General features: G+C 47.2%; 12 protein-coding genes. 9 read left to right on the forward strand and 3 right to left on the reverse strand.

Annotation, left to right across the window (positions count from 1 at the left end):
- From AB5026_RS11930 to glpK, 3 genes are all read left to right on the forward strand, one after another.
- On the forward strand, positions 1-796 hold a 796-nt coding region (locus AB5026_RS11930; RefSeq protein ID WP_368213381.1), incomplete at its 5' end, for an Ldh family oxidoreductase.
- A 213-nt stretch (positions 797-1,009) separates the two neighbouring features.
- Complete coding sequence (locus tag AB5026_RS11935; RefSeq protein ID WP_114002061.1) at positions 1,010-1,585, forward strand: glycerol-3-phosphate responsive antiterminator; 576 nt, start codon at positions 1,010-1,012, stop codon at positions 1,583-1,585.
- 51 nt (positions 1,586-1,636) lie between these two features.
- Positions 1,637-3,136 carry a glycerol kinase GlpK gene (glpK, locus tag AB5026_RS11940; RefSeq protein ID WP_022426947.1) on the forward strand — a complete coding sequence of 500 codons (1,500 nt, stop codon included), beginning with the start codon at positions 1,637-1,639 and terminating at the stop codon, positions 3,134-3,136.
- Positions 3,137-3,262: 126 nt separating this feature from the next.
- On the opposite strand, the gene AB5026_RS11945 is transcribed toward glpK, so the two are convergent.
- A complete protein-coding gene (locus AB5026_RS11945; RefSeq protein WP_015527442.1) occupies positions 3,263-3,670 on the reverse strand; it encodes a DUF6465 family protein in 408 nt (135 codons plus the stop codon).
- A gap of 171 nt (positions 3,671-3,841) precedes the next feature.
- Between AB5026_RS11945 and holA the strand changes: the two genes are divergently transcribed.
- Positions 3,842-4,837: a DNA polymerase III subunit delta gene (gene holA / locus AB5026_RS11950; RefSeq protein WP_368213382.1), complete on the forward strand. Its 996-nt coding sequence runs from the start codon at positions 3,842-3,844 to the stop codon at positions 4,835-4,837.
- Positions 4,838-4,840: 3 nt separating this feature from the next.
- Here the strand turns inward: holA and AB5026_RS11955 are convergent, their stop codons facing one another.
- On the reverse strand, positions 4,841-5,413 hold the full coding sequence (locus tag AB5026_RS11955; RefSeq protein ID WP_173740721.1) for a M48 family metallopeptidase: 573 nt from the start codon (positions 5,411-5,413) through the stop codon (positions 4,841-4,843).
- Between the two features lie 132 nt (positions 5,414-5,545).
- Positions 5,546-5,809, reverse strand: a complete 264-nt coding sequence (gene rpsT / locus AB5026_RS11960; protein ID WP_022426951.1) for a 30S ribosomal protein S20 — start codon at positions 5,807-5,809, stop codon at positions 5,546-5,548.
- Between the two features lie 292 nt (positions 5,810-6,101).
- Here rpsT and gpr point away from each other — a divergent pair, with 292 nt between their 5' ends.
- From gpr to hemW, 5 genes are all read left to right on the forward strand, one after another.
- A complete protein-coding gene (gpr, locus tag AB5026_RS11965) occupies positions 6,102-7,031 on the forward strand; it encodes a GPR endopeptidase (RefSeq protein ID WP_173740720.1) in 930 nt (309 codons plus the stop codon).
- 23 nt (positions 7,032-7,054) lie between these two features.
- Positions 7,055-8,425, forward strand: coding sequence for a stage II sporulation protein P (locus AB5026_RS11970; protein WP_243113513.1), 1,371 nt, complete (start codon positions 7,055-7,057; stop codon positions 8,423-8,425).
- Between the two features lie 82 nt (positions 8,426-8,507).
- Entirely contained in the window at positions 8,508-10,316 is a 1,809-nt protein-coding gene (lepA, locus tag AB5026_RS11975) for a translation elongation factor 4 (protein WP_021651884.1), read from the forward strand.
- An 11-nt stretch (positions 10,317-10,327) separates the two neighbouring features.
- On the forward strand, positions 10,328-10,714 hold the full coding sequence (locus AB5026_RS11980; RefSeq protein ID WP_021651885.1) for a hypothetical protein: 387 nt from the start codon (positions 10,328-10,330) through the stop codon (positions 10,712-10,714).
- Positions 10,704-11,840 (forward strand): radical SAM family heme chaperone HemW, encoded by a 1,137-nt coding sequence (gene hemW, locus AB5026_RS11985; protein ID WP_368213384.1) that lies wholly within the window; start codon positions 10,704-10,706, stop codon positions 11,838-11,840. The genes AB5026_RS11980 and hemW overlap by 11 nt, the downstream gene beginning before the upstream one ends.
- The last annotated feature ends 142 nt before the right edge of the window (positions 11,841-11,982 follow it).

An 11,982-nucleotide genomic window follows, 5' to 3' on the forward strand; every position in this document is an offset into this window, starting at 1 on the left:
ACATAAATACGGCATGGGTATGGTTGCAGTCCGTAACTCTTCCCATTATGGAATCGCAGGATATTGGACAGGTCTCGCAGCAAAAGAGAATATGATCGGTATCAGCGGTACCAACGCAAGACCATCCGTTGCACCGACATTTGGTGTTGAGAATATGCTTGGAACCAACCCACTGACATTTAGTATGCCTACAGATGAGCCGTTCCCGTTTACACTGGACTGTGCAACATCTGTTATCCAGAATGGCAAGATCGAATACTACGCACGTATCAACCATGATACTCCTAAGGGTCTTGTTATTTCCAGAGAAGGAGAGGAGCTTACAGATAGTGCAGAGATCCTTAAGAAGATCAGAAGCCAGCAGGCAGCACTTGCTCCTCTCGGTGGATTTGGTGAGACAACCGGAGGATATAAGGGATACGGATACTCTACTGTTGTTGAGATCCTTTCCGCTGCTCTTCAGTCCGGTCTCTTCCTGAAAGCTCTGGATGGTAAGGATGAGGAAGGAAAGATCCGTCCATATCATCTTGGACATTTCTTTATTGCTATCGACACAGAGGCATTTATGGGTGCAGAGGCATTCAAGAAAACATGCGGTGATATCCTGAGAGACCTGAGAGGCTCCGAGAAGGCTCCTGGACAGGAGCGTATCTACACAGCAGGCGAGAAGGAATATGATGTATGGATGTATCGTAAGGATAAGGGAGTTCCGGTGACAGAGGCAGTTCAGAAAGAGTTTATCGGACTTCGCGATGAATTCGGACTTACACAGTTTAAATTCCCGTTTGAGAAATAATGTATCTGTAGAAGGGAAGTCCATAGGGGCTTCCCTTCTTTTGCCAGAGAACAAGATTGTCTGAGAATTGTAATACAGCCGGAAATAAAACAGATATATTTGGCAAATGCGTCTGGTCTTTGAAGCAATAAACTGATACAATAAGAATAATATCTTCAAATAATGCGCGGAGATAAAATGATATTGTGTGAACATTGCGGAGGAAGAGAGAAGATGAACAAAGAATTTCTGGACGCGATCGAGGCGAACCCGATCATAGCGGCTGTAAAGGATGAGCAGGGGCTTCAGAACTGTTTGGGCAGGGAGGAGCTTACCGTGATCTTTATCCTGTATGGAGATATCCGTTCTATTGGGGGAATTGTGGAGCGGATCCACCAGGCGGGGAAGATCGCGATGGCACATATAGACCTGATCACAGGTTTAAGCTCAAAAGAGGTTTCTGTGGATTATATTTGTAAAAATATCCATGCAGATGGGATCATTTCAACAAAAGCATCCATGATCAACAGGGCGAAGAAGCTTGGAATGTATACAGTTCTGCGGTTTTTCCTTATTGATTCCATGGCGATCAAGAATATTGAGAATCTGGGAAATCAGCATGAGCAGCTGCCGGATGTGGTAGAGGTTCTGCCGGGGCTGATGCCGAAGATTCTTAAACAGATATGTAAAACAAGCAAGGTGCCTGTGATCGCAGGCGGTTTGATCTCCGATAAGGAGGATGTGATGGGAGCCCTGGGTGCGGGGGCAGCAGCGGTTTCCACTACAAATCAGAAGGTATGGAAATTATGAGGCTGCAGAGGCATTGAGCCGCAGCCAAGAAATGTATTGGAGGATTTTTATATGGCAAAATATGTTATGGCGCTGGATTCCGGAACGACCAGTAATCGCTGTATTCTTTTTGATGAAAGCGGAAGGATCCGCAGTGTGGCGCAGAAGGAGTTTATCCAGCATTTTCCGAAACCGGGATGGGTAGAGCATGATGCAGGTGAGATCTGGTCCACACAGCTTTCTGTTGCCAGAGAGGCTATGAACCAGATTGAGGCAACGGCAGAGGATATTGCAGCGATCGGTATCACCAATCAGAGAGAGACCACTATTGTCTGGGATAAGAATACGGGACAGCCGGTTTATCATGCCATCGTATGGCAGTGCAGAAGAACTTCAGAATACTGCGACAGTCTGAAAGCAAAGGGACTGGAAGAAAAATTCCGTCAGAAAACAGGACTTGTTATTGATGCGTATTTTTCTGCCACCAAGGTAAAATGGATCCTGGATAATGTGGAGGGTGCCCGCGAAAGAGCAGAGAAGGGAGAGCTTCTGTTTGGTACCGTGGAGACCTGGCTGATCTGGAAGCTGACCAAGGGAGCTGTTCATGTAACAGATTATTCCAATGCATCCAGAACGATGATGTTCAATATCAATACACTGGAGTGGGATGATGAGATCCTGGAGGAGCTTGATATTCCGAAATGCATGCTCCCGCAGGTAAAAGAGTCCAGTGAGATTTATGGTGAGACAGATCCATCCTTTTTCGGTGGAAGGATCCCGGTAGCCGGTGCTGCCGGGGACCAGCAGGCGGCGCTGTTCGGACAGGCCTGCTTTGAGAAAGGTGAAACCAAGAATACATACGGAACCGGTGGCTTTCTTCTGATGAATGCAGGAGATAAACCGGTATTTTCCAATAACGGGCTGGTTACAACCATCGGATGGGGACTTAACGGAGAGATCACTTATGTTCTGGAGGGATCCGTATTTGTGGCTGGTGCTGCGATCCAGTGGCTTCGTGATGAGCTTCATCTGGTGGATTCCGCATCGGATACCGAGTATTTTGCGGGAAAGGTACCGGATGCAAACGGCTGCTACGTCGTGCCTGCGTTTACGGGACTTGGAGCTCCCTACTGGGATCAGTATGCCCGCGGCACGATCGTGGGGCTGACCCGTGGTGTAAATAAGTATCATATTGTGCGTGCGACTTTGGAATCACTTGCATATCAGGTCAATGATGTGCTGGAGGTTATGAAGGAAGATGCAGGAAGTGACCTTGCAGTTCTTCGTGTAGACGGCGGAGCAAGTGCAAACAACCTTCTCCTGCAGATTCAGGCCAATATCAGTAATGTGGCTGTAGAACGTCCGGAATGTATTGAGACAACTGCTCTTGGTGCCGCATATCTGGCAGGTCTTGCTGTGGGATTCTGGGAAAGCAAGGAGGCAGTACTGGAAAGTCGTGATGTGGAACGTATTTTCCGCACGGAGATCGATGACGAGAAGCGAAATGCCATGGTAAAAGGCTGGAGAGCTGCAGTAGGCTGCTCCAGAGACTGGATCAAAAAGATCCAGTAAAAGATAAAAAAGAAAAGTCATGCAGCGGGACCGGATGAAAATGTCCTGTGCATGGCTTTTTTGCGTTTCCGGAATGTCACAGACAGACCGGCATAGTAAGTGATCGTGGAACAGATCCGCCGGAGCTTACAGAGTGGTCAGATCGATCCTGTAATCGTCGGAACCCTCTCCGTCAGCAGTGTAGTAAGCTGCTCTTTCTTCTGCATTTACATAGATGTGGAGCTCTTTGCCTTTCAGGCCCTTTGCTTCTGCATCTTTCTTAACAGCTGCCTCAAGGTCGGCAACTGTGATGGATGTCTCAAAAATTTCAAGTGTGATGCCGCTGATCTTATGATTTTTTACAGTGTTCTTAACTTCTTCTACTACTTCTGGTGCCTTGGCTGCTACAGTCTCTGTTGCCTTTTTGACTGCTTTAACGGTTTTTTCAGCTGCAGGTGTTTTTTCAATCTTTTCTACAGTTGATTTCACGGTAGCTTTGGCCTTGGTGGTTGCGCTCTTCAGGTTGCTTGTTCTGCTGTTTCTTCTTTTTTCCATAATGGAACACTCCCTTCCACATATTTCGCTGACAGAACGGATCTGCCGGAATATGTACCTGTTTACAGTAGCATGAATCCGGTGGAAAGTCAAATTTTTGCTTGGGTGTTGCATTTCCGGCAGTTGTCGTATAAACTGGATTACAGAGAAAATCAGACAGGGGTACAGAGATTGAAGAATATTCAGGAAGATATTAAAACAGGAAAATTTAAGCAGGCATATCTCCTTTACGGTGAGGAAGCCTATCTGAAACAACAATATAAAAGAAATCTGGTGAAGGCTCTGAACCCGGACGATGATACCATGAATTTTACCAGATATGAGGGGAAGGGGATCGATGTCCGGGAGCTTTTGAGTCTTTGTGATACCATGCCCTTTTTTGCAGAGCGAAGAGTAGTCCTTCTTGAGGATACGGGATTCTTTAAGAACAAATGTGAGGAACTGGCAGATTATATGAAAGCTCTGCCTGATTATCTGTATCTGGTGTTCTGCGAGTCTGAGGTAGATAAAAGAAGCCGTATGTATAAGGCGGTAAAAGCCTGCGGCAGCATCGGGGAATTTAAACAGCAGGATGAAAAGACTCTTATGCGGTGGGCAGCAGGGATCCTTGGAAAAAATGGCCGCAGGATCACCCAGAGAGATGTGGAGCTTCTGCTGACCATGACGGGAACAGATATGGGAAATATAAGGATGGAGCTGGAAAAGCTGATCTCCTATACGGTCGGAAGAGATGTTGTGACGGCTGCAGATATCCAGGCTGTCTGTACCACGCAGACAACCAATAAGATCTTTGATATGGTGCGTGCGGTGACGGAGAAGAACCAGAAGCGGGCCCTGGATCTGTACTATGACCTTCTGACTCTTCGGGAACCGCCGATGCGGATATTGTTTCTTTTGGCGAAACAGTTTCGTCAGATCTGCCTGACCAAGAAAATGTCACAGGAGGGTCTTTCTCAGACCGAGATCGCTTCCAAACTAGGAGTACCCTCTTTTGTTGTGCGGAACCTGACATCCTGTGCCAGATCCTACACTGTGGAAGAGCTGGAGAATGCTGTGCGGGATTTTGTGGATGCGGAAGAGGCGGTAAAGACAGGTACACTTGGAGATGTGCTCAGCGTGGAGCTTCTGATCGTGAAGTACAGCTCGGCGAGAGCAGTGAGAGCCTGAGTTTTACGGAGACGGGTTCTGCCACAGGGTCGCTCCGTTGTCCCTGAGCCATTTTTCGCAGGCTTTATACTCCGGCATCACAGATGCCACCACTGCATAAAAGGCAGGGGAATGATTCATTTCTTTTCTGTGGGAAAGTTCGTGTACTACAACATAATCCAGGACTTTTTCCGGGGCGAAGATCAGCCGCCAGTTGAAGTTCAGGTTTCCTTCGCTGGTGCAGCTTCCCCAGCGGGTTTTTTGTTCCCGGATCGTGATACGGCCGTAGGTTACGCCCATTTTTCTGGCGTAGGCTGCGGTTTTTCTTTTGAATATTTTTCTGGCGGATTCCATATAATAACTGCGGCGGAATTCCGAAAGAGGCGGGTTTTCTTTCGGGGGCTGTGCCGGCCTGGAGGCGGCGTGGGAGAGGTGCTTCAGGATCCAGCTTTCTTTCTGTGAGAGAAAACGATGGATGGTGGAATCTGGCATTGTGTGTGGAGCGCGGACAGTTACCTGACCGGAAACGCTGACCTGGATCGCCAGGGTTTTCCGACTGCTGCGGATAATGCGGTAGGGAAAGGGATGGGATATCATAAAAAACTCCTTTTGGTCAATGCAGAAATCTATATACAAAACAGAAATCTATATACAAAAAAGACAGTCGCTGACGGTTCGACTGTCTTTCCTTTTACTTATAAGCTTATAACTAAAATATTCCGTGGTCTATTACGCAATGCTGTTGACAGCTTTGGAAAGACGGGAAATCTTTCTGGCGCAGTTATTTTTGTGATAAACGCCCTTGGATGTAGCTTTGCTGATTGTGGAGATTGCGTCCTTAAGAGCAACCTCTGCAGCTGCCTTATCCTTATTCTCAACTGCTGTCTCAACTTTCTTGATGGAAGTCTTAACTGCAGAACGGATTGCTTTGTTTCTTGCAGCCTTAGTGCTGTTAACTAAGATTCTCTTCTTTGCGGATTTAATGTTAGCCAATTCGTACACCTCCGATTCCTTAAAAATATAATATTAAATTACATTCACAGGAACAGACACGGGCGCTCCTATGAAACATGCTTATATATATTATTATACGTGCACAGGAATGTCAAGATGTTTTTTGCAAAAATTCCAAAAAAATATGCAAAAAATACCAGATACTGTGTGGGAAAGGGGAAATGATACATATTTATGGGAAAAAGGGAAATAATGAAAGGGAAAACACCGGTAAAGCTGCAGATAGCAGTGGAAAAGTCTTTGCAATCTTACAGAAAAAGAGGATGAGAGTATGGCTGGAAGGAGCAGAATCAGAACAGACCTGGCGCTGGAAGCAACGGAACGCTTTCAGGAGGAAAATGTAGAAGTACGTGGAGTAGAGATCAGGGAAAGATACGATGAGGAAAAGGATGTTCGGACTACCGTAGTGCGGATCACAACGGAAAACGGAGCCAGGACCATGGGAAAACCACAGGGAACCTATATTACCATTGAGGCACCGGATCTTTCCGTTCCGGATGAGGATTATCACAGGGAGATCTCGGAAGAGGTGGCACATCATTTAAGGGAGCTGATCGATCTTGGACGGCAGCAGTCGATCCTGGTGGTAGGGCTTGGAAATCAGGAGATCACTGCGGATTCCCTTGGCCCCCGTGCAGTTTCCAACCTTCATATGACAAGGCATGTGATCCGGGAATATGGGCTGAAGAGCAATGAACATATGAAAATGCACCAGATCAGCGGGATCGTTCCGGGTGTGATGGCACAGACCGGAATGGAAACTCTGGAAATTGTTCGGGGTGTTGTTTCGGAGACAAAGCCGGATTTGGTGATCGCCGTAGATGCGCTGGCGGCCAGAAGTACGACAAGACTTAACCGGACGATCCAGATCACGGATACCGGGATCAGTCCGGGCTCCGGCGTGGGGAATCACAGGGAAGGCCTGAATGAAGAAAATCTTTCGGTCCGTGTGATCGGGATCGGTGTTCCGACTGTGGTGGATGCGGCTACTATTGTCCATGATTCCATGGCAGAGCTTCTGGAGGCGCTGGAGGAAGATGAGCAGAAGGAGTTTCTGGAAGAAATGATCTCACCGAAGCTTTACACCATGTTTGTAACACCAAAGGATGTGGATGAAACGGTACGATATTTAAGCTTTACCATTTCCGAGGGACTGAATCTGGCTTTTTCCGATAGTCTAATCGAAGAGGACAGGTCATAAAATACCATAAGAGGTGATCGTGGGTGACGAATATCCAGAGGGCTTTCTGCGTGGTTTTGAGCCTGATCTTCCTGGGGGTGGTGGCTGTCCTTCCGGGAGATTTTTTCAGGCATGGTGAGATCTACAGACAGCTGCCGCTGTATTGCTTTCTGGAAAAGAAAGCTCTGCAGAAGGAAAATGGCAGAGACCGGGAAACAGAGATGCTTTTGCAGAAAAAAAACGCAGAGCATCTGGGTGAAGAAGTGGAAGCAGAGAACCGAAAAGAGCAGGAGACGCTGCTGATGGCCGAGGCGGAAGAAGTGGAAAAGAAAGAAGCCCTTCAGAAGAAAGAAGAGCTTCAAAAGAAAAAAGAAATTCAAAAGAAAGAAGCGGAAGAGGCAGAAATGGCAGGGAAAAAATCCTCTGCCGGCAAAAAAAATGAAAAGGAGACTGTTAAGGGAAATACAGAACAGGAAGTTGCTGAGCCAGAAATTACAGAGCCGGGAGGTTCAGAACAGGAAGCTACGGAGCCGGGGGACACAGAACCGGAGACTCCTCCGTCAGAGGAGAACCGATCCGGTGAAAATACTGCGAAGGAACAGGAGACTGTGGCACTGCCACATCCGCAGATTGACTTGTCTCAGGCGAAACTGGCAGATTTTGACTATGTGATGAATCAGTTTTTTATATTGGATTCCAATACGGAAACGAATGCGCAGCAGATCAGTGCGCCCCGTTTTCTGAAGGAGGATCTGTCCGTTAAAAAGGATTCATCGGTACCCCAGATCCTGATCTATCATACCCATTCCCAGGAGGCTTTTGCAGATTCAAGAGAAGGACAGACTGAGGACACCATCGTAGGAGTGGGAGATCATCTTACTGAACTTCTGGAAAAAACATATGGATACCAGGTCATTCATATAACAGATGCCTTTGATATGATGGGAGGAACACTGGACAGGAGCAAGGCTTATGATTATGCCAGGGCATCCATAGAAAAAGTGCTGGAAGAAAATCCCACCATTGAAGTTGTGATCGACCTTCACAGAGATGGTGTGCCGGATGAGCGTCATCTGGTAACGCAGGTGAATGGAAAACCTACTGCTCAGCTGCTTTTTTATAATGGATTAAGCTATACAGTCAGTCAGGGGGCAGTGAGTTATCTGCCCAATCCTTACATAGAAGAGAATCTGGCATTTTCCTTTCAGCTGGAATATCAGGCGGCACAGTATTACCCCGATCTTTACCGGGGGATCTATCTGGCAGGTCTTCGCTATAATCTGCATCTTAAGCCACGGGCCCTGCTTCTGGAGGCCGGAGCACAGACAAATACCGTGGAGGAAGTCCGAAATGCCATGGAACCATTTGCAGATATCTTAAACAGAGTTCTGAAAGGCAGTGACAAAGAAGGCTGAAATATGATATGATAAAAAGCAGTATGGAAAAATATGCGTTCTGAACGCTTTATACGAGAGAAATTTAAGGAGGACTTCCTGAATGATAGACCAGAGTAAAATTCGGAATTTTTGTATCATTGCACATATCGACCATGGCAAGTCAACACTTGCGGACCGTATCATCGAGATGACGGGACTTCTTACCGAGAGAGAAATGCAGGCCCAGGTTCTGGATAATATGGACCTTGAGAGAGAACGAGGGATCACCATCAAATCCCAGGCGGTTCGTATTGTATACAAAGCCAAGGACGGAAATGAGTATATTTTTAACCTGATCGATACCCCGGGACATGTGGACTTTAACTATGAAGTTTCCCGAAGCCTTGCTGCCTGTGACGGAGCGATCCTTGTTGTGGATGCAGCACAGGGAATCGAAGCTCAGACACTTGCCAATGTATATATGGCACTGGACCATGATCTGGATGTGGTTCCGGTGATCAATAAGATCGACCTTCCAAGTGCGGATCCGGAGCGTGTTATCAATGAGATCGAGGATGTGATCGGAATTGAAGCGCAGGATGCACCGCAGATCTCCGCAAAAACAGGACTGAATGTAGACCAGGTCCTGGAGCAGATCGTCAATAAGGTCCCGGCGCCGGCGGGGGATGTGGATGCACCTCTGAAGGCTCTGATCTTCGACTCTGTTTATGACCCTTATAAGGGTGTTATCGTATTTTGCAGAGTGAAGGACGGACGTGTGAAAAAGGGCACGAGGATCCATATGATGGCGACCGGATTCACCACGGAGGTTGTGGAGGTTGGATATTTTGGAGCGGGTCAGTTTATCCCGTGTGACGAGCTGACAGCAGGTATGGTCGGATATATCACAGCCAGCATCAAGAATGTCCGTGATACCCGCGTGGGTGATACGGTAACGGATGCGGACAACCCCTGTGCAGAGGCACTTCCGGGATATAAGAAGGTAAACCCTATGGTTTATTGTGGCCTTTATCCGGCAGATGGTGCCAAGTACGGCGATCTCCGTGACGCGCTGGAGAAGCTTCAGCTCAACGATGCTTCCCTTTATTATGAACCGGAGACATCGGTCGCCCTTGGATTTGGTTTCCGCTGCGGCTTCCTGGGACTTCTTCATCTGGAGATCATCCAAGAGCGTCTGGAGAGAGAGTATAACCTGGATCTTGTAACTACAGCACCGAGTGTTATCTATAAGGTCTATAAAACCAATGGTGAGATCATCGAGCTGACCAATCCCACCAACCTTCCGGATCCTTCAGAGATCGAATACATGGAAGAGCCTATGGTGAAGGCGGAGATCATGGTAACCACAGAGTTCATTGGTGCGATCATGGATCTCTGCCAGGAGAGACGTGGTCAGTATGAAGGCATGGAATATATGGAAGAAACCCGTGCACTCCTGAAATACAGACTGCCGCTGAACGAGATCATTTATGATTTCTTTGATGCACTGAAATCACGTTCCAGAGGTTATGCATCCCTGGATTACGAACTGGACGGATATGAGAGAAGTGAGCTTGTGAAGCTGGATATCCTTGTGAATAAAGAAGAAGTGGATGCTCTTTCCTTTATCGTGCATGCAGATACTGCTTACGAGCGTGGAAGAAAGATGTGTGAGAAGCTGAAAGACGAGATCCCGAGACAGCTCTTTGAGATCCCGATCCAGGCAGCTATCGGAAGCAAGGTCATTGCCAGAGAGACGGTAAGAGCCATGCGTAAAGACGTACTTGCCAAGTGTTACGGTGGAGATATCTCCCGTAAGAAGAAGCTTCTGGAAAAACAGAAGGAAGGTAAGAAACGTATGCGTCAGGTAGGTAACGTGGAGATCCCGCAGAAGGCATTTATGAGTGTCCTGAAGCTGGATGATAAATAGGAGATGACTTTTTGAAAAAAAATATAAAAAAACTGTTTCTGGCAGCAGGACTTCTGGCTATAACAGGAGCTCTGCTTACCGGATGTGGTTCAAAGAAGAAAAATGCAGAAGAGGAAAGTGTGATCAAAATCAGTACAGCGCCGGAACCGACTGCCACTCCTGATCCGAAAACCGTAGATCCGGATGCAGTGACGAGCAATGGAAATCTGACAATGGTCAATGAGTACCTGGCAGAAAACGGCAGCGAGGCACTGGGGATCGATGGCGTGACACCGACACCGGCTGCTTCAGACGGAAGTACGGATAATGCGGATAGTGCCGGTGAAGATACAAGCTCCGATGAGGATAATGATACATCAGGTAGTGGTGGAGAGGAAGGAGCCATGGATGGAGAATGAGGCGAAAAAAACGCTGGAGCTCTATATCCATGTTCCGTTTTGTGTAAAAAAATGCGATTACTGTGATTTCCTTTCCGGACCTGCCGGAAAAGAGAGGCAGCGTGAATATTTCCAGGCTCTGGAAAGGGAGATTGCCGCTGTTCCGGATTTTTCAGACAGGGAGATCACCACAGTTTTTATCGGCGGAGGAACACCTTCCGTGCCGGATCCGTCTCTTGTTGGAGAGATGCTGGATCAGATCAGAAATAAGTTTTTTGTGGCCCCGGATGCTGAGATCACCATCGAAGCAAATCCGGGGACTTTATATAAAGAAAAACTTCAAATATATCTGGAACACGGGATCAACCGACTGAGTCTGGGACTTCAGTCCCCGCAGAATCGGGAATTAAAGATCCTTGGAAGGATCCATACGTGGGAAGAGTTTCAGGAGAGCTTTTTTATGGCAAGGGATGCAGGCTTTTCCAACATCAATATTGATCTGATGAGTGCCATTCCGGAACAGACCTATGCAGACTGGGAAAAAAATCTCCGCACGGTGGCAGGGCTTTCGCCGGAACATATTTCCGCCTACAGTCTGATCATTGAGGAAGGCACTCCTTTCGGGGAGAGAAAGCTGAAATTGCCGGATGAGGATACGGAGTACCGTATGTATGAGAATACGGCAGGGATCCTGGAGGAATATGGGTTTCATCAGTACGAGATCTCCAATTATGCGAAAGGCGGACGGGAATGCCGTCATAATAAGGGATACTGGCAGAGGATCGATTATCTGGGACTGGGACTTGGGGCGTCTTCACTTCTGGAGCATATGCGTTTTTCCAATACTGCGGATATGAAGGAATATATTGGAAACAGTGCGTTTCCGGATAAGATCCGCCAGAATATGGAAAGCCTTACAGAGGCAGATGAGATGGCTGAGTTTATGTTTCTGGGGCTTCGGATGACAGAGGGCGTTTCAATGGAAGCGTTTGCGGAATATTTCGGAAAAAATATGGAAAACGTTTACGGAGAGGTCCTGAAAAAACATCTGGAGATCGGAATGCTGGAACAAAAAGGAGACAGGATATATCTTTCGAGAAAGGGAATCCATGTGAGCAATGGAGTGATGGCGGATTTTCTGCTGTAGAAAAATTTGTCGATTTTTTCACCTTGACGAACGGATGTTCTGACGGTATACTGATAAAAAATCAGAAGTTTTACAGCGGAATAAGAGAGGTAGATTCTGCTGTTGAGAAGAATACCGGAGTATTTTTTATGACCGGACAGAG

Origin of the sequence: Blautia sp. RTP21359st1_E11_RTP21359_211015 (genome assembly GCF_040910705.1) — a bacterium.
GTDB classification, from domain to species: Bacteria; Bacillota; Clostridia; order Lachnospirales; family Lachnospiraceae; genus Blautia_A; species Blautia_A fusiformis.

Excerpts from the sequence above, each read along its gene's own strand:
- AB5026_RS11935 (WP_114002061.1), top strand. The coding sequence starts at position 1,010 with ATGAACAAAGAATTTCTGGACGCGATCGAGGCGAACCCGATCATAGCG.
- glpK (WP_022426947.1), top strand. The coding sequence starts at position 1,637 with ATGGCAAAATATGTTATGGCGCTGGATTCCGGAACGACCAGTAATCGC.
- AB5026_RS11945 (WP_015527442.1), bottom strand. The coding sequence starts at position 3,670 with ATGGAAAAAAGAAGAAACAGCAGAACAAGCAACCTGAAGAGCGCAACC.
- AB5026_RS11955 (WP_173740721.1), bottom strand. The coding sequence starts at position 5,413 with ATGATATCCCATCCCTTTCCCTACCGCATTATCCGCAGCAGTCGGAAA.
- gpr (WP_173740720.1), top strand. The coding sequence starts at position 6,102 with ATGGCTGGAAGGAGCAGAATCAGAACAGACCTGGCGCTGGAAGCAACG.
- lepA (WP_021651884.1), top strand. The coding sequence starts at position 8,508 with ATGATAGACCAGAGTAAAATTCGGAATTTTTGTATCATTGCACATATC.
- hemW (WP_368213384.1), top strand. The coding sequence starts at position 10,704 with ATGGAGAATGAGGCGAAAAAAACGCTGGAGCTCTATATCCATGTTCCG.